The 17,908-nt window shown below is 66.3% G+C and carries 13 protein-coding genes and 2 pseudogenes; 7 read left to right on the forward strand and 8 right to left on the reverse strand.

The genetic code is table 11. The annotated features are described in order from the left end of the window. Positions 1-69: 69 nt before the first annotated feature. Positions 70-636: a sigma-70 family RNA polymerase sigma factor gene (locus ABFB10_RS07860; protein ID WP_347166090.1), complete on the forward strand. Its 567-nt coding sequence runs from the start codon at positions 70-72 to the stop codon at positions 634-636. A 5-nt stretch (positions 637-641) separates the two neighbouring features. Continuing rightward, positions 642-1,289: a ChrR family anti-sigma-E factor gene (locus tag ABFB10_RS07865; protein WP_347166091.1), complete on the forward strand. Its 648-nt coding sequence runs from the start codon at positions 642-644 to the stop codon at positions 1,287-1,289. A 125-nt stretch (positions 1,290-1,414) separates the two neighbouring features. On the opposite strand, the gene lpdA is transcribed toward ABFB10_RS07865, so the two are convergent. From lpdA to mutL, 5 genes and pseudogenes are all read right to left on the reverse strand, one after another. Continuing rightward, positions 1,415-3,166: a dihydrolipoyl dehydrogenase gene (gene lpdA / locus ABFB10_RS07870; RefSeq protein ID WP_347166092.1), complete on the reverse strand. Its 1,752-nt coding sequence runs from the start codon at positions 3,164-3,166 to the stop codon at positions 1,415-1,417. 10 nt (positions 3,167-3,176) lie between these two features. After that, a complete protein-coding gene (gene aceF / locus ABFB10_RS07875; RefSeq protein WP_347166093.1) occupies positions 3,177-4,433 on the reverse strand; it encodes a dihydrolipoyllysine-residue acetyltransferase in 1,257 nt (418 codons plus the stop codon). A gap of 21 nt (positions 4,434-4,454) precedes the next feature. Then, positions 4,455-7,114: pseudogene (gene aceE, locus ABFB10_RS07885) on the reverse strand (pyruvate dehydrogenase (acetyl-transferring), homodimeric type). A 386-nt stretch (positions 7,115-7,500) separates the two neighbouring features. Then, positions 7,501-8,661, reverse strand: coding sequence for a DNA recombination protein RmuC (locus ABFB10_RS07895; protein WP_347166097.1), 1,161 nt, complete (start codon positions 8,659-8,661; stop codon positions 7,501-7,503). After that, on the reverse strand, positions 8,658-10,514 hold the full coding sequence (gene mutL, locus ABFB10_RS07900) for a DNA mismatch repair endonuclease MutL (protein ID WP_347166098.1): 1,857 nt from the start codon (positions 10,512-10,514) through the stop codon (positions 8,658-8,660). The genes ABFB10_RS07895 and mutL overlap by 4 nt, the downstream gene beginning before the upstream one ends. A gap of 426 nt (positions 10,515-10,940) precedes the next feature. On the opposite strand from mutL, the gene ABFB10_RS07905 reads away from it, so the two are divergent. Both ABFB10_RS07905 and ABFB10_RS07910 read left to right on the forward strand, forming a co-directional pair. Continuing rightward, on the forward strand, positions 10,941-11,837 hold the full coding sequence (locus tag ABFB10_RS07905; protein WP_347166099.1) for an MBL fold metallo-hydrolase: 897 nt from the start codon (positions 10,941-10,943) through the stop codon (positions 11,835-11,837). A gap of 11 nt (positions 11,838-11,848) precedes the next feature. Further along, positions 11,849-12,223: a rhodanese-like domain-containing protein gene (locus ABFB10_RS07910; RefSeq protein ID WP_347166100.1), complete on the forward strand. Its 375-nt coding sequence runs from the start codon at positions 11,849-11,851 to the stop codon at positions 12,221-12,223. A 14-nt stretch (positions 12,224-12,237) separates the two neighbouring features. Here ABFB10_RS07910 and ABFB10_RS07915 read toward each other — a convergent pair whose 3' ends face one another. The 3 genes from ABFB10_RS07915 to ABFB10_RS07925 all read right to left on the reverse strand — a co-directional run bounded on the left by ABFB10_RS07915 (position 12,238) and on the right by ABFB10_RS07925 (position 15,243). Beyond that, the gene (locus ABFB10_RS07915; RefSeq protein ID WP_347166101.1) at positions 12,238-12,900 is read right to left on the reverse strand and encodes an NYN domain-containing protein; all 663 of its coding nucleotides are present in this window, start codon (positions 12,898-12,900) and stop codon (positions 12,238-12,240) included. A gap of 102 nt (positions 12,901-13,002) precedes the next feature. Beyond that, positions 13,003-14,397: an aspartate aminotransferase family protein gene (locus tag ABFB10_RS07920; protein WP_347166102.1), complete on the reverse strand. Its 1,395-nt coding sequence runs from the start codon at positions 14,395-14,397 to the stop codon at positions 13,003-13,005. Between the two features lie 183 nt (positions 14,398-14,580). Further along, a complete protein-coding gene (locus ABFB10_RS07925) occupies positions 14,581-15,243 on the reverse strand; it encodes a GntR family transcriptional regulator (protein ID WP_347166103.1) in 663 nt (220 codons plus the stop codon). A gap of 147 nt (positions 15,244-15,390) precedes the next feature. Between ABFB10_RS07925 and ABFB10_RS07930 the strand changes: the two genes are divergently transcribed. The 3 genes and pseudogenes from ABFB10_RS07930 to ABFB10_RS07940 all read left to right on the forward strand — a co-directional run bounded on the left by ABFB10_RS07930 (position 15,391) and on the right by ABFB10_RS07940 (position 17,906). Further along, entirely contained in the window at positions 15,391-16,476 is a 1,086-nt protein-coding gene (locus ABFB10_RS07930) for a polyamine ABC transporter substrate-binding protein (RefSeq protein WP_347166104.1), read from the forward strand. 61 nt (positions 16,477-16,537) lie between these two features. Next, a pseudogene (locus tag ABFB10_RS07935) lies at positions 16,538-17,317 on the forward strand (ABC transporter ATP-binding protein); the annotation flags it as partial. A gap of 100 nt (positions 17,318-17,417) precedes the next feature. Further along, positions 17,418-17,906 (forward strand): TOBE domain-containing protein, encoded by a 489-nt coding sequence (locus ABFB10_RS07940; protein WP_347167965.1) that lies wholly within the window; start codon positions 17,418-17,420, stop codon positions 17,904-17,906. Positions 17,907-17,908: the final 2 nt, after the last annotated feature.

Consider the following 17,908-nt stretch of genomic DNA (forward strand, 5'->3'; position numbering starts at 1 on the left):
TCTTCGCCCGTTGCGACACCCGTCGCGGTGCCCCAGATCAGGGTCAGACAGGCAGACCGAAGGACAGACGTGACCCCCAAGGCGCCCGCCCCTCCCCCAGACAACGCGGAATGGATCGACGCCGTCGCGCGCATCCGGGACCACGCCGACGAAGAGGCTTTCGTGGCGCTGTTCCGGCACTTTGCCCCGCGCATCAAGGGCTTCCTGATGAAGTCGGGCGCCGATGAAACCACCGCCGAGGAATGTGTGCAGGACGTCATGGCGACGGTCTGGCGCAAAGCAGGGCAGTTCGATCCGGCCCGGGCCTCGGTGGCGACATGGGTCTTCACCATCGCCCGCAACCGCCGCATCGACATCCTGCGGCGGCAAAGGCGCCCCGAACCGGAGGATCTGGGCTGGGGCCCCGAGGCCGAGCCGGATCAGGAGACCGCGCTGGGTCTGCAAGAGGACACCCGGACCCTTGGAAAAGCCATCGCCGCGCTGCCGGACAAACAGCGCGACCTGATCGAGAAGGCCTATTTCGGCGAACTCTCGCACAGCGAAATCGCGGATGTGACCGGCCTGCCGCTGGGGACGATCAAGTCCCGTATCCGGCTGGCTCTGGACCGCCTGCGGCACGCCATGGACAGGACGTGAAAGCCATGAAGACAAAGATCACCCACCACCTGACCGAAGAGCTGATCCTGGGGTATTCCGCCGGCACCCTGCCCGAGGCGGTCAACCTGATCGTGGCCACGCATATCTCGCTCTGCGATCACTGCCGCGCCGCCTACGAGGCCTGCGATGCCGTCGGCGGCGCGCTGATGGACAGGGTCGAGGGCGTGGATGTGCCCGAGAGCTGCCTTGCCGGCACCATGGCCGCGATCCGCGGCGCCCGCCCCGAGCCCCGCCCCGCCCCGGCGCCCCGCAGTACGCTGCCCGCGCCCCTGCAGGGCTACCTCTCCGGCGGCATCGACGGCGTGCGCTGGCGGTCGGTCGGCATGGGGGTGCGGCAGGCGGTTCTGCCGACCTCGACCGAGGCCACCGCGCGGCTGCTGTATATCCCCGCCGGAACCGCGGTCCCGGACCACGGCCACCGCGGGCTGGAACTGACGCTGGTGCTGCAGGGCGCCTTCGAGGACGAGGAAGGCCGCTTTGCCCGGGGCGATATCGAGATCGCCGATGCCGATCTGGATCATATGCCGGTGGCCGATGTGTCCGAGGATTGCATCTGCCTTGCGGTGACCGACGCACCGCTGCGGTTCAAGGGATGGCTGCCAAGGCTTGCGCAGCCCTTTCTGGGCATCTGACCGGCGACCGCCCGCCCCGATTGCCGGAACCAGACCACGTCGCAGGCCGATCCGCCCCCCTGGGAAAGCAAAAACGCGCGGTCCCGTCACGGGGCCGCGCGCCTGATCTGCACCATATGGGCCGGTCAGTGCTTTTTCTTCTTGGGCGGCATCAGGTCGGTGATCGTGCCCTCGAACATCTCGGCCGCGAAATTCACCGTCTCCGACAGGGTCGGGTGCGGGTGGATCGTGTGGCCAAGGTCGGTGGCATCGGCCCCCATCTCGATGGCCAGCGCCGCCTCGGCGATCAGGTCGCCGGCGTTCACGCCGACGATGCAGGCGCCGATCACGCGGTCATTCTCGGGATCGAAAAGCAGCTTGGTCACGCCCTCCGAACGGCCCAGCGACAGCGCGCGACCCGAGGCAGCCCGGGGGAAGACGCCCTTTTCGTATGTCACGCCCTGCTTCTTGGCCTCAGTTTCCGTCAGCCCGCACCACGCGACCTCGGGGTCGGTATAGGCGACCGAGGGGATCAGCTTGGCATCGAAGAAGCGCTTTTCGCCGCTGGCGACCTCTGCCGCGACCTTGCCCTCGTGCACCGCCTTATGCGCCAGCATCGGCTGGCCCACGACGTCGCCGATGGCGAAGATATGGCCCACGCCGGTCTTCATCTGGCGATCCACGGCGATGAAGCCGCGATCGTCCACCGCCACACCGGCCTTCTCGGCGTCGATCAGCTTGCCGTTGGGCTTGCGGCCCACCGCGACCAGCACCTTGTCGAAGGTGTCCGAGAATTTCTCACCCTTGTCATCCTCGAAGGTGACTTTCAGACCGTCGTCCTGCGCCTCGACGGCGGTGACCTTGGTCTTCAGGAAGATGTTCTCGTAGCGGTCCTTGATGCGGGTCATCAGTGGCTTGACGATATCCTTGTCGGCGCCGGGGATGATCTGGTCCATCAATTCGACCACGGTGATCTTGCTGCCAAGCGCATCGTAGACACAGGCCATTTCCAGCCCGATGATGCCGCCGCCCAGCACCAGCATACGGCCCGGAATGTCGGCCAGTTCCAGCGCGCCGGTGCTGTCGATCACCCGCGGGTCGTCATGCGGGATGAAGGGCAGGTCCACGGGTTCGGACCCGGCGGCGATGATGCACTGGTCGAAGCTGACGGTCCCGGAGCCGTCGTCGCCCGTGACCTCGATCATGTTCGGGCCGGTGAACTTGCCGACGCCCTGCACGGTGGTCACCTTGCGGCCCTTGGCAAGCCCTTCCAGACCGCCGGTCAGCTTGCCGACCACGTCGTCCTTGAAGGCGCGGATCTCGTCGAGGTCGATCTTCGGCTTGCCGAAGGTCACGCCATGGGCGCTCATTTCCTCGGCCTCGGTGATCACCTTGGCGACATGCAGCAGCGCCTTGGACGGGATACAGCCCACGTTCAGGCAGACACCGCCCAGCGAGGGGTAGCGCTCGATCAGCACCACCTTCTTGCCAAGGTCGGCGGCGCGGAAGGCCGCCGTGTAGCCGCCGGGGCCAGAGCCCAGCACGACCACCTCGGCATGGATGTCGCCCTGACCGGAGGCCGTGCCGGTCGCCGCGACGGATTTCGGCGCGTCCGAGGCCGGGGCCTCTTTCGGCGCCTCCTTGGCGGCCCCGTCCGAGTCACCGGCATCGGCGCCTTCCAGCACCATGATGACAGAGCCTTCGGACACCTTGTCGCCTTCGCTCACCTTGATTTCCACGACCTTGCCCGCCGCGGGCGAGGGCACTTCCATCGTGGCCTTGTCGCTCTCCAGTTCGAGGAGCGCGTCCTCTTCCTTCACCTCGTCGCCGACGGCAACGAGCACGGTGACGACGGGAACATCCTTGAAATCACCGATATCGGGTACTTTGACTTCCATATTCCTCACCTCACCACATCAGCTTGCGCATGTCGCCGAGCAGCGTCTTGAGCGTCACGACGAAGCGTGCGGCCAGGGCGCCGTCCACGGCACGGTGGTCGTAGGACAGGGACAGCGGCTGCATCAGGCGCGGCACGAACTCCTCGCCGTTCCAGACCGGCTGCATCTTCGACCGGGTCAGGCCAAGGATCGCCACCTCGGGCGCGTTCACGATTGGCGTGAAGGACGTGCCGCCGATGCCGCCCAGAGACGAGATCGTGAAGGTTGCGCCCTGCATGTCCTTGGACTTCAGCTCGCCCTCGCGGGCGGCCTTGGACAGGGTCATCAGCTCTTTCGAGATATCGACCAGCCCCTTGCGGTCGGCGTCCTTGATCACCGGGACCATCAGGCCGTTCGGCGTGTCCGCCGCGAAACCGATGTTGTAGAAGTCCTTCTTGATCAGCTTGTCGCCGTCGGGATGGATGGACGAGTTGAACTCCCAATGCTGTTTCAGCGCCGAGACGCTGGCCTTGATGACGAAGGACAGCAGGGTCACGCGATAGCCGTCTTCCTTGGCCATCGTGTCCATTTCCTTGCGGTACTTGTCGAGGTCGGTGATGTCGGCCTCGTCGTTATGCGTCACATGCGGGATGTTCAGCCACGACCGGTGCAGCGCGGGGCCCGAGATCTTCTTGATCCGGGACATCTCGACCTCTTCCACCGGGCCGAACTTCGAGAAGTCCACAGCGGGGATCGGCGGGATGCCCATGCCGCCCTGCGCGGGCGCGCCTGCGGCAGCCGGAGCGGCGGATTTCAGTGCCTTCTCGACATCCTCGCGCAGGATGCGGCCCTTGCGTCCCGAGCCGTTGACGCGGTTCAGGTCGACCTCGACCCGGCGGGCAAAGGCCCGGACCGACGGCGAGGCATGGACCTTGGAGAACCCCGCATCGGTGACCGGCGCGGCAGAGCTTTCCTGCTTGGCGGGCTTGGGCTCTTCCTTCGGCGCCTCGGCCTTGGGTTCCTCTTTCTTCTGTTCCTTCGCGGCGCCCGCGCCGTCGCCCTCGACAATCAGGATGACCGAGCCTTCGGAGACCTTGTCACCCTCGGCGACCCTGATTTCCTTCACGACACCGGCGGCGGAGGAGGGAACCTCCATCGTGGCCTTGTCGCTCTCCAGTTCGACGATCGGGTCTTCTTCGGCAATCGTGTCACCGACGCTGACCAGAACGGTCACCACCGGAACCTCGTTGAAATCGCCGATATCGGGGACTTTGACTTCTGTGCTCATGTATTCTTCCTCCAGTCCCGATCAGCTCAGCCGCGGGTTCGGCTTGCCGCCGTCGATGTCGTATTTCTTCAGGGCCGCCTGCAGGTCCTTCTCGGAGACGGCGCCCTCGCGGAACAGGTCGACCATGGCCGCCGCCGCGATGTGGTTTGCGTCCACCTCGAAGAAGCGGCGCAGGTTCACGCGGCTGTCAGAGCGGCTCGAAACCGTCCGTGCCCAGCACCGTGAAGCGTTGCTTGACCGCGCCGCGCACCTGCTCGGCGTAGTTCTTCATGTAGTCGGTGGCGACGATGATCGGCCCGGACACATTGGTCAGGGTCTGGGTGATGTAGGGCACCCGCTCTTCGGCGAAGGGATTGAGGCGGTTGTGCCGTTCGCAATCCTGGTAGTCGCGCGCCAACTCGTTGAACGAGGTCGCCGACCAGATGTCCGAGGTGACGCCGAAGTCTTCCTTCAGCATCTCGGCCGCCTGCAGCGCCTGAACGAGGATCGTGCCCGAGCCCATCAGGTTGACGTGCTTCTTGCCCGGCTTCGCCACCTTGGACATGCGGTAGAGGCCCTTCAGGATCCCCTCTTCGGCGCCCATCGGCATTTCCGGGTGGTGATAGTTCTCGTTCATCAGGGTCAGGTAGAAGAAGACGTCCTCCTGATCCTGATACATCCGCTTCATGCCGTTCTGCACGATCACCGCGACCTCGTAGCTGAAGGTCGGGTCATAGGTGATGCAGTTCGGGATGGTGCTGGCAAGGATGTGGCTGTGGCCGTCCTCGTGCTGCAGGCCCTCGCCGTTCAGCGTGGTCCGCCCCGCCGTGCCGCCCAGCATGAAGCCGCGCGCGCGGCTGTCGCCTGCGGCCCAGGCCAGGTCGCCGATCCGCTGGAAGCCGAACATCGAGTAGTAGATGTAGAAGGGGATCATCGGCACGCCGTGGTTGGAATACGCGGTTGCCGCCGCGATCCAGTCGGCCATGGCGCCGGCCTCGTTGATGCCTTCCTGAAGCACCTGCCCGTCCGCCGATTCCTTGTAGTAGGACATCTGCTCGCGGTCCTCGGGGGTATAAAGCTGCCCCTTCGGATTGTAGATGCCGACAGAGCGGAACAGCCCCTCCATCCCGAAGGTGCGGCTTTCGTCCGGCACGATCGGCACAACGTTCTTGCCGATCTTCTTGTCGCGCAGCAGCGTCGTCAGGATGCGCACGAAGGCCATGGTGGTCGAGAATTCCCGCTCACCCGAGGACTGAAGCTCTTTCTTGAAGGTCTCCAGCGGCGGGATCTCCAGCTTCGGCGATTCCGTTTCCCGCTTGGGGAAGGCGCCGCCCAGCTCCTTGCGCCGCTCGGCCATATAGGCCTTTTGCGCGTTGTTCAGCGTGACGAAGGGGATGTCCTTTTCCAGTTCCTCGTCGGTGACGGGGATCTTGAAGCGGTCGCGCATCGCCTTCAGCTGGTCCAGCTGCATCTTCTTCTGCTGGTGGGTGGTGTTCTGCCCCTCACCGGCGGTGCCCATGCCGTAGCCCTTGACGGTCTTGACCAGAAGGACGGTGGGCTGACCCTTGGCCTTGGTGGCGCGCAGGAAGGCGTTGTAGACCTTCTTCGGGTCGTGACCGCCCCGGCGCAGCGCCCAGATCTGGTCGTCGGTCCAGTCCTTCACCAGCTCGGCGGTCTCGGGGTACTTGCCGAAGAAATGCTTGCGGATATAGGCGCCGTCCTTCGACTTGAAGGTCTGGTAGTCGCCGTCGATGGTTTCATCCATCAGCTGGCGCAGCTTGCCGCTGGTGTCCTGCTCCAGCAGTTCATCCCAGCCCCGGCCCCACAGCAGCTTGATCACGTCCCAGCCGGAACCGCGGAAGTTGCCTTCGAGCTCCTGCACGATCTTCGAGTTGCCGCGCACCGGGCCGTCGAGGCGTTGCAGGTTGCAGTTGACCACGAAGATCAGGTTGTCGAGACCCTCGCGGGCCGCAAGGTGGATGGCGCCAAGGCTTTCGGGCTCGTCCATCTCGCCGTCGCCGAGGAAGGCCCAGACCTTGCGGTCCTGCTTTTCGATCAGGCCCCGGTTCTCGAGGTACTTCATGAACCGCGCCTGATAGATCGCCATCAGCGGGCCAAGGCCCATCGAGACGGTCGGGAACTGCCAGTAATCCGGCATCAGCCAGGGGTGCGGGTAAGAGGACAGCCCCTCGCCCGCGACCTCGGAGCGGAAGTTCAGCATCTGCTCTTCGGTCAGGCGGCCTTCCATGAAGGACCGGGCGTAGATGCCGGGGATCACGTGGCCACTGGAAGAACACCAGGTCGCCGCCGTGGATCGCCGACTTGGACCGCCAGAAATGGTTGAGACCGATGTCGTACAGCGCGGCGGACGAGGCGAAAGAGGCGATGTGGCCGCCGTATTCGCTGCTTTCCTTGTTGCGCTTGACCACCGTGGCCATGGCGTTCCAGCGGTTGATGGTGCGGATGCGCCATTCCATCTCGGTGTCGCCGGGGACCTCGACCTCGTCATCGGGCGAGATCGTGTTCTGGTAGGGCGTGGTGGCCGAGAAGGGCAGCATCGCGCCCGCCGCGCGCGCCTGTTGCACCGCCTTGTCCAGCAGGAAATGCGCCCGGTCCGGACCGTCGCGCATGATGACGTCCTCGATGGCCTCCTGCCATTCCTGGCTTTCGGTCGGGTCGATGTCCTGAGGGGTGTCTTTCATGTGTCCTCTTCCCTTTCGCGCATTCTGCGCAATTTATGGTTTAGCCTTAAACCATACTTTTTGTGGAATCGGGAGGAGTCAGCTGACCAGCGCGCCTCCCCAGACCGATCATTGCTGGATCCTGTCCTAGCAGCCAGCCTGTCGCAGCGGCAGCCGGTGTCGCGCATAGCCTCCATGCGTCAGACGCATGGCAATAGTTCAACCTTAAACATTACCACCTCCCAATGGCATCCCACGCAAGATTGTTTCGCTCTTGCCGTGGCTACAGCCGCCAATCCCGTCGGGAAACCCCTCGGGATTCGAACAGCTTGCCACGATCCGGCTGCGTGATTCTGTCTGTCATGGTAGCAGAGACTGGCGCGCTGTCTCCCCCCGGGTCGCGCGGGCTACTCTCCGGGCGCCGTCGCGGGCAAGACGCTCCGCGTCTCGGGCGCCAGATCCTCGAAGTCGAAGTTGTCCAGCCGCCGCGCCCGCTTTCCCGCCTTGTCGGCGCTGATGCGGATTTCCTCCAGATCGCGCGAAGCCTGCCCGAAATGCCGGTCGAGGTTGCCGACGCGGGTCGAAAGCCGGTCCACGTCCTCGGACAGCAGGTGCAGCTCCTTGCGGATCGCACCCGCCTGCTCGTGCATCCGCGCGTCCTTGAGGATCGCGCGCATGGTGTTCAGCGTCGCCATGCAGGTTGTCGGCGAGACGATCCAGACCCGCAGGTTGAACCCCTCGCGCACGACTTCGGGGAAATGCGCGTGCAGTTCCGCATAGACCGCCTCGGAGGGCAGGAACATCAGCGCGCCGTCCGCCGTCTCGCCCTCGATGATGTAGCGTTCGGCGATGTCGCGCAGATGCTTGCGCACCGCCAGCCGGAACCCCTGCGCCGCGCGCTGGCGGCGCTCGTCGCTGTCGGCCCTGCGCAGCGCCTCATAGCCTTCCAGCGGGAACTTGGCGTCGATGGCGATGGGGCCCGGGGGCTGCGGCAGGTGAATAAGGCAATCCGCCCGCCGCCCGTTCGACAGCGTGCCCTGCAGCGTATAGCTGTCCGAGGGCAGCGCCTTGGCGACGATGTCGTTCAGCTGGATTTCACCGAAGGCGCCCCGCGTCTGCTTGTTCGACAGGATGTCCTGAAGCGACAGCACGTCGCCCGACAGCTTGGTGATATTGGCCTGCGCCTTGTCGATCACCTGCAACCGCTCGCGCAGCTCGCCCAGCGAATGGGCGGTGCGCCGGGATGTGCCGTGCAGGCTCTCAGCCATGCGCTCCTGCACCTCGGCAAGGCGCTGCTCCATCAGTTGCAGCATGGCGGTCTGGCTGCTGGCCTGCCCCTCGGAGACATGGTGTAACCCGCCCGCCAACCGCTCTTGCCCGTCGGACAGCCGTTGCACCCGATGCGCCATGGTGCCGGTCTGCTGCGTCAACGCCTCGATCATCCGGGCAGAGCGCGACGCCGCCCGCGCTGCGCGCCAAAGCAGGAACAGGACAAGCAGGGCGAGGCCAAGCGCCGCCAGCGTCAGGGGATCTTCCAGAGAAACCTCGAAGGTGCCCAGCCGGATCATGTGCGCCCGAACAGCCGCTCGATATCCGCCAGCTTCAGTTCCACGTAGGTCGGACGCCCGTGGTTGCACTGGCCGGAATGCGGCGTCGCCTCCATCTCGCGCAGAAGCGCGTTCATCTCTTCGGCGCGCATCCGGCGGCCCGAGCGGATCGAGCCATGGCAGGCGACGCGGCTGAGGATCGCCTCCAGCCGCTCCTGCACCAGCGCCGTTTCCCCTGTGTCGTCAAGCTCGTCGAGGATGTCGCGGATCAGCGCCTGCGCATTGACCTCGCCCAGGATCGCGGGCGTTTCGCGCACTGCCACCGCCCCCGCGCCGAAGGGTTCCAGCGTGAAGCCCATGCGCCCCAGATCCTCGGCCACGGCCAGCAGGCGGCCCGCGTCGTCGGATGACAGTTCCACGATCTCGGGGATCAGCAGGGCCTGCGCGGCGACACCGTTCTCGGCCATCTGGCGCTTCAGCTTCTCGTAGACCAGCCGTTCATGCGCGGCGTGCTGATCGACGATCACCATGCCGTCGGCGGTCTGGGCGATGATGTAATTCTCATGCACCTGCCCGCGCGCGGTCCCCAGCGGCAGCGCGGTGGGCGGGGCCTCTTCCGGCTCTGGCTCGACCACGCGGGCGGACCAGTCGGCCTGCATCTCGGCAAAGCCGGGGGCCTGCGCGGCAAAGGCCGCCTCTCGCGCGGCGGCAGAGGGCGGCACGGGCGGCGACCAGCGGCCCGGCGCGGGGCGGTCCATCTGGTAGACGCGCGGCTCTGCCGGGGCCTCGGGGCGCATGGCGCCCAGCGTCGCGCCTGCCACGGTGGTCGAGGCGCGGTGCCCGGCCTCTGCCAGCGCGTGCCGCAGGCCGGAGACGATCAACCCGCGCACAACGCCCGGCTCGCGAAAGCGGACCTCGGACTTGGCCGGATGCACGTTGACGTCGACCCGGTGCGGCTCGCAATCCACGAAAAGCGCCACGGCGGGGTGGCGGTCGCGCGACAGGAAGTCCTGATAGGCGCCGCGCAGCGCGCCGATCAGCATCTTGTCCCGCACCGGGCGCCCGTTGACGAAGAGATACTGCGCCACCGCCGATCCGCGCGAATAGGTCGGCAGCGCCGCGTAGCCGGTCAGCCGCACGGCTTCGCGCTCCGCGTCGATGGGCAGGGCGTTTTCCGTGAACTCGGTGCCCATGATTCGCGACAGCCGCCCGCGCAGAGCGTCGAAAAGGTCGCCGGTTTCGGGATCGACCCGGAAGGTCACGCGATCCGCCCCGCCAGAGACGTCTTTCAGGGTGAAGCCGACCGAGGGCTCTGCCATGGCCAGCCGCTTCACGATGTCGGAAATCGCCTGCATCTCGGCCCGGTCGCTGCGCAGGAATTTCAGCCGCGCGGGGGTGGCAAAGAACAGGTCGCGCAGCGTGACGACCGTGCCGCCGTTCAGGGCGCAGGGCTTCACCGCACCCGGATGCCCGCCCTCGACGGACAGGGACGCGGCCTCGTGCCCCTCGGCGCGGCTTTGCAGCGTCAGCCGGCCCACGGCCCCCAGCGAGGGCAGCGCCTCACCCCGGAAACCGAAGCTGTGGATGTTCAGCAGGTCCGACCCGTCGATCTTCGAGGTCGCATGGCGCGACAGCGCCAGCGGCAGGTCCTGTCCGGTCATCCCGCAGCCGTCATCGGTGACCCGGATCAGGGTCTTGCCGCCGTCCGCGATCTCTATGGTGATGCGCCGGGCCCCGGCGTCGATGGCGTTCTCGACCAGCTCCTTGACGGCAGAGGCGGGCCGTTCCACAACCTCGCCCGCCGCGATCCGGTTGATCGCCGCCTCGTCCAACTGCCGGATCTCCGGGCGCATATTGGGGCTATGGTTATTCATTCCACAAGACCTAGCAGGGGCCTCTTGATTCTGGAACGGGTCGCGTCACGGAATGTTTCGGTGCAATCCGCAGCCTGACGCAAGATTTGAACAAAAGTCTTATACCCTCGGACACTTTCCTGCGTTAATAATTCTGTTAGCGCATAACAAAGGAGGGAACGATGCTGGTTCCGCGCATAACCTACGAGTGCATTTCCGCCATGTATGGCGAGGATTTCGCAAAGACCTGGTTCCGGTACGGTATCCGCGGTACGCCACCGCGCCTGAGCCGAACAGACCCGCCGCGCCCCGGAAGCGGGACGCGGTCGGCCACAGCTGAGCAACGGCGCGCGCCGCCGAGCGACAAACCGGAATTTCGCATTGCAGGGAACCAAAATCCCTGCTTCACATTCAATACAGAGAATGCGAAACGGACCGGAGTACGTCATGTTCACCCGCACCAGCGCCGCGACCGGCGCAGGATCTCCTGAAGTCACCGGGTTCTACGACAAGGACACCGGGTCCATCATGTATGTCGCCGCCGACCCGAAGACCGGCAAGGCAGCGCTGATCGACACGGTGCTCGACTTCGACCCGCAAAGCGCCCGCACCCGCACCGACAGCGCCGAAGAGGTGCTGGCCTTCGTGCGCGACCGGGGGCTGACGGTGGCCCGGGTGCTCGACACGCACCCCCATGCCGATCACATGATGGCCTCGCACTGGCTGAAACGGCAGACCGGCGCCCCCAATGGCATCGGCGAGAAAACCCGCGAGATCGCCGGGCTGTGGCGTGGCATCTACAACCTGCCCAAGGCCTTCGACGTCGAGGCGGATTTCGACCGCCTGTTCGCGGACGGCGAGACCTTCATGCTGGGCGAGATCGAGGTCCGCGTGATGCTGTCGCCGGGCCATACGCTGGGATCGGTGACCTATGTCATGGGCGACGCGGCCTTCGTGCACGACACCTTCATGCATGTGGACAGCGGCACCACGCGGGCGGATTTTCCCGGCGGCTCGTCCTCCGAGCTGTACGATTCGCTCATGGCGATTCTCGCTCTGCCCGACGATACGCGCCTCTTCGTCGGCCACGATTACCCGCCCGTCGGCGACCGCAGCGATCCGGCGTGGGAAGCCACGGTGGCCGAACACCGCACCCACAACAAGCACCTCGGCGGCGGCATCTCGCGCGCCGACTACTGTGCCCTGCGCGACAAACGGGACGCCACGCTGACCCTGCCCGACCGGATGCTGCACGCGCTTCAGGTCAACCTGAGGGCCGGACAGCTGCCGCCGCCGGAAGACGACGGCACCAGTTACTTCAAGATCCCCGCGAACAGCTTCTGAAGGAGACAGCCATGAAGACCGAAGAAGTCGGACAATCCATCCTCGAAACCTGGACCGTCGACGAGGTGGCCCAGGCCTTCGCCGAGGGCGAGATCGTCGTCATCGACGTCCGCACCCCGCAGGAATACATGTTCGAACATATCGAGGGCGCCCTGCTGATGCCCATGGCCTTCTTCAAGGCCGACGCCCTGCCCGGCCAGTCCGAGAAGCGCATCGTCTTCCACTGCGGCTCTGGCGTGCGGTCGGAAAAGGTCGCCCGCGCGGCCATCGAGGCGGGCATGGCCCGCGTCGCGCATCTGGAGGGCGGCTTTGGCGCGTGGAAGGGCGCGAAACAGCCCTATATCGGCACCAACATGGCCACCGGCGCCCCGCACCGGGTGACCTGAGACCCGGGGCCTTGCTATTGCAGGGCGAAGCCTTCCGGAAGGAAGCGCACCATGGCGTCGGGTCCTTTCGGCCCGACGCTGTACAGTGCCGGGCGGGCAGACAGGTAGGCGCGCCATGTCCGTTCCGGCATCTGGCTGACCCGCGCCCCGAATTCCCTGCTCATCTGCACGCCGAAGTCTGCCATACGCATGCCCTGCCCGCCCCGGCTGTTACGCTGGATCAGGGCTCGGGCGTTGCGGTCCACCTCGGTGATCGCGTCCGCGCCGGCCTTCGTCGTCAAGAGCGGCGGGAGGACTGCGAAGGTGCTGCAGGCCCTGCGGAAGCCCATCGGCGCTTTTGTCTGGCCGATACCGTGGACGCTGTGACCGTGATACCGCAGCCGCTGCGCGAGGTGTACGAAGTCCCCGTCCGAACTGGCGATCACGAACCCCTCGATGCCGCAGGAAAGCGCCAGTTCCAACGCATCGAGCCCAAGCAGCAGGTCGCTGGCATTCTTGCCGGTGCCCGCGTGTACCGCGCGATAGCCGGGGGCCGACAGCCAGTCAGAAGGTCGTGCCGCGTTCAGATAAACCTGCGCAACGTCGATCCGTCCATGCACAGTTGCCAGTTTCAATATGTGGTCGGCATAGTCGGCAGACAGGTTGTCCCCGTCTACCAGTACCGCAATCCGAGTCATCCAATCCGTCCCGATCCATTCAAGACAGCGCTCCCGGAAGGACCGGAGGCGCCGCGTGTTTCAACCCTGACAGGCAATCGCGCCGAAATTGCGGCGCCGTCTTCAGGCGGGTTCGAACAGGCCTTCCGCCTTCACCGCGGCATAGCCCTCGTCGAGGCTCTGCCAGGCGCGCTCGATCAGCGTGTCGATTTCCTCGCGCGAGATCACCAGCGGCGGAGAGATGATCATCCGGTCGCCCACATGGCGCATGATCAGGTTGTTGGCGAAGCAGCGCTCGCGCACCTTGAAGCCGACCGTCCCGGCCTCGGCCTTGAAGGGCGCGCGGGTTTCCTTCTGCGGGGTCAGGGCGATGGACCCCATCATGCCAACGATCTTCGCCTCGCCCACCATCGGGTGATCGGTCAGCGATTCGAAGCGTTCGCGCAGGTAGACGCCGGTGTCGTCGCGGACCTTCTCCACCAGCCCTTCCTCCTCGATGATGCGCAGGTTTTCCAGCGCGACCGCGCAGGCGACCGGGTGGCCCGAGTAGGTATAGCCGTGGTTGAACTCGGTGTTGCCGATGACGCTGGCCACCTCGTCCGAGACGATCGAGCCGCCGATGGGGATGTAGCCCGACGACAGGCCCTTGGCGACGGTCATGATGTCGGGACGGATGCCCATGGTCTGCGAGCCGAACCATTCGCCGGTCCGGCCAAAGCCGCAGATCACCTCGTCGGCGATCAGCAGGATGCCGTATTTGTCGACGATCTTCTGCACCTCGGGCCAGTAGGTTTCCGGCGGGACGATGACGCCGCCCGCGCCCTGCACCGGTTCCGCGATGAAGGCCGCGACGCGGTCGGGCCCGATTTCCAGGATCGCCGCCTCCAGCGCCCGCGCGCGTTCAAGGCCAAAGGCCTCTGGGGTGCTGTAGCCGCCTTCGGACCACCAGTTCGGCTGGTCGATGTGGTGGACGCCGGGGATCGGCAGGCCGCCCTGCATGTGGATGCCCTTCATCCCGCCAAGGCTGCCCGAGCCGACCGAAGACCCGTGATAGGCATTCCAGCGCGAGATGATCACGTCGCGCTGCGGCTGCCCCTTCTCGGCCCAGTAGGTGCGCACCATCCGCAGGTTGGTGTCGTTCGCCTCGGACCCCGAACCGGCGAAGAAGACGTGGTTCAGGTCGCCCGGCGCCAGTTCCGCCAGCTTGGCGGCAAGGTTCAGGGCGGGGACATGGGTGGTCTGGAAGAAGGTGTTGTAGAAGGGCAGTTCCTGCATCTGCCTCGCCGCCACCTCGGCCAGTTCCTTGCGGCCATAGCCCACGTTCACACACCACAGCCCCGCCATGGCGTCGAGGATGCGGTTGCCATCGCTGTCGGTCAGCCAGCAGCCCTCGGCCCGGGTGATCACCCGGGCGCCCTTGGCGCCCAGCTCCTGCCCGTGGGTGAAGGGATGCATATGGTGCGCCGCATCCAGCGCCTGAAGCTCTGCGGTCGGGGAATTGGCGGTCAAAAGGGTCATCGGGCACTCCTTTGCGGGTTTGGCGCGCAGAATATGATCAAATTCCGCACTGTCAATCGAATCACCGTTTTCGGCGCTTCGCCAAGGCCCGGTTTCGCCGCCCTGCCCCGCAGGCTGCCGCAAGGGGGATCGCCGGGGCGGGCGGGCCGAATGTCCGCAGGACAGAGGGACGCCGCCCCGGGGTCAGAGCGCCGCCGCGATCAGGTCCATCCCCTGCCGCACATCCCCCTCCAGCGCCGCCGCCGCGGCCCCGGCATCCCGCGCCGCCAGCGCCGCGATCAGATCCTTGTGCATGTCCCGCAACTGCCGCGTCCCGAACTGCCCGCAGACCGTCCGCAACGAGGGCCCGAACCGCAGCCACAGCGTTTCGATCATCGCCGTCAGGATCGGCGCCCCGACCGCCGCGTTCATGCGGGCGTGAAAGGCGTGGTTCTCGCGCAGGTAGGCCTCGATGTCGCCCCGCGCGATGGCGGAGTCGAGCCGCGCGTCGATCGCGGTCAGCGCCGCGACATCCCCCGGCCCGGCCCGCAGCGCCGCCCGCGCGGCGACCCGCGGCTCCAGCGCCAGCCGCGCCTCGGTCAGCTCCTCGACCGCGGCGCGGTCCAGCACCGGCACCGCGATGCGGCGGTTGCCCAACGCCCGCAGCGCGCCCTCGGCGGTCAATCGGCGCAGCGCCTCGCGCACCGGGGTCATGCCCGCGCCGGTGCGTTCCACCAGGCCCTGGATGGTCACCGCCTCGCCGGGCATGAGCGCCCCGAACAGGATCATCTCGCGCAGGTCGCGATAGACCCGCTCATGCGCCGGGGGGCCTGCCCGCCCCGCTGTCTCTGTCGCTTTTTCCGCCATCTGCCTCTCGCTTCAGCGCCCCTGCGCGCCGCGCTCTTGCGCCGGTTCGTCACCCGTGGAAACATCGCCGAAGTTGCCAGCTTACGCAACTTATGATCAAATCCGGGGACGGGGCGCCAAAGACCCCGCCACCAACGGGAGAACGCAATGACCAAGACCCTGACGACGGCAACTGCCGCCCTCGCCCTGCTGGCCTCTGTGGCCGGGGCAGAGGAAGTGCGTGTCTACAACTGGTCCGACTACATCGACGAAGACCTGCTGACCAAGTTCGAGGAAGAGACCGGGATCGACCTGATCTACGACGTCTTCGATTCGAACGAGGTGCTGGAAACGAAGATGCTCGCCGGCGGCTCCGGCTACGACGTGGTGGTCCCCACCGGCACCTTCCTGCAACGCCAGATCACCCTGGGCGCCTTCCAGCCGCTGGATATGGAAAAGCTGCCGAACGCGGGCAACATGTGGGACGTGATCTCCAAGCGGACGGCGACCTACGATCCCGGCAACGAATATTCCATCAACTACATGTGGGGCACCACCGGCCTTGGGGTGAACCTGGCCAAGGTGCAGGACGTGCTGGGCGAGGATGCGCCCATCGACAGCCTGGCGCTGATCTTCGACCCGGCGAATGCGGAAAAGCTGGCCGCCTGCGGCATCCACATGCTGGACGCGCCGACAGAGATCATCCCGGCGGCCCTGACCTACGCGGGCGCCGATCCGGACGGCAAGGACGAAGAGGCGCTGGCCAAGGCCGAAGAGGTGCTGATGGCGATCCGCCCCCATGTCCAGAAGTTCCACTCGTCCGAATACATCAACGCTCTGGCCAACGGCGACATCTGCGTGGCCTTCGGCTGGTCCGGTGACATCCTGCAGGCCCGCGACCGCGCCGCCGAGGCCGGCAACGGCGTCGAGATCGCCTATAACGCACCGGTCGAAGGCGCGCTGATGTGGTTCGACCAGATGGCCATCCCGGTCGACGCGCCGAACCCGGACGCCGCGCATACCTTCCTGAACTTCATCATGGACCCCGAGAACATGGCCGCGGCGTCGAACTACGTCTACTACGCCAACGGCAACAAGGCCTCGCAGGACTTCCTGGTCGAGGACGTGATCGGCGACACCGCGATCTACCCCAACGAGGCGGCGCTCGAGACGCTTTACACCGTCACGCCCTTCCCGCCGCGCGAGCAGCGCAACCTGACGCGCCTCTGGACCAGGATCAAGTCCGGCACCTGACGCCCCTTCCCGGCCCGTGCGCCCCACGGCGCGCGGGTCCTTCCTTCCAGCGAAAGACCCCATGGCCGACACCGTCTTTGCCCCCTGGACCGACCCGGATGCCAAGCCGCTGATCCAGTTCCGGAATGTCACCAAGCGCTTCGGCGACTTCACCGCAATCGACAACCTCACGCAGGACATCTACGAACGCGAATTCTTCGCCCTGCTCGGCCCCTCGGGCTGCGGCAAGACGACGATGATGCGGATGCTCGCGGGCTTCGAGGAACCGACAGAGGGCCAGATCCTGCTGAACGGGCAGGACATCGGCCACGTCCCGCCGAACCGGCGCGCGGTGAACATGATGTTCCAGAGCTACGCGCTGTTCCCGCATCTGTCGGTCTACGACAATATCGCCTTTGGCCTGCGCCGCGAGGGCAAGGACAAAGAGACGATCGACGCCCGCGTGACAGAAATGCTGCGCCTGACCCGGCTGGACCGCTTCGCCAAGCGCAAACCGCACCAGATCTCGGGCGGCCAGCGGCAGCGCGTGGCGCTGGCGCGCTCGCTCGCCAAGGCGCCGAAGCTGCTGCTTCTGGATGAACCCCTGGGCGCGCTCGACAAGAAGCTGCGCGAAGAGACCCAGTTCGAGCTGATGGACATCCAGGAAAAGACCGGCACGACCTTCATCATCGTGACCCACGATCAGGAAGAGGCGATGACCGTCGCCTCCCGCGTGGCCGTCATGGACGAGGGGCGCATCGTGCAGGTCGCCACCCCCGCCGAGATCTACGAGGCACCCACTTCCGTCTACGTGGCGGATTTCATCGGCGACGTGAACCTGATCCGCGGCACCGCGAAGGCCCGCCCAACGGCCCCCGCACCCGCCGCCCCTCCGCCGGACCCCGAGCCCCCGGCCGCCACGGCGCCCGCGCCGCAGCCCGACACACCCCGCGCCCAGCCCAATGCCATGGGCGCATGGCTGCACGATACGTTGCTGCAGCCGATCCTCGGCAAGCGCGAGGCCACTGGCCGACCAACCCCGCCAGCTTCCGCCGCCCAGCGCCGAGGAAAGCGCCGAGGCCGCGCCGCCCGCCACCGACCCCGGCATCGCCGCCGGCGGGATAGAGATCCACTGGGCCGAGGGCCAGCCGCCGCTGATCTCCACCAATGGCGACCCCGCGCTGGACGGCAAGCCGGTCGTGCTGGCGCTGCGCCCGGAAAAGCTGACCATCGCACGGGAGCGCCCCGACCGCGCCAACACGCTGGAAGGCAAGGTCATCGACATCGGCTACCTCGGCAATGTCTCGACCTACCATGTCGAGATCGCGGGCGGCACGATGGTCAAGGCGCAGATGGTCAATGCCACGCGCATCGCACGGCGCCACATCACCTGGGAAGACCGGGTCTGGGTCGGCTTCACCGCCACCGCCGGCGTGGTCCTGGAAGAGTGAGG

Source organism: Ponticoccus litoralis (assembly GCF_039769985.1).
GTDB lineage: Bacteria > Pseudomonadota > Alphaproteobacteria > Rhodobacterales > Rhodobacteraceae > Ponticoccus > Ponticoccus litoralis.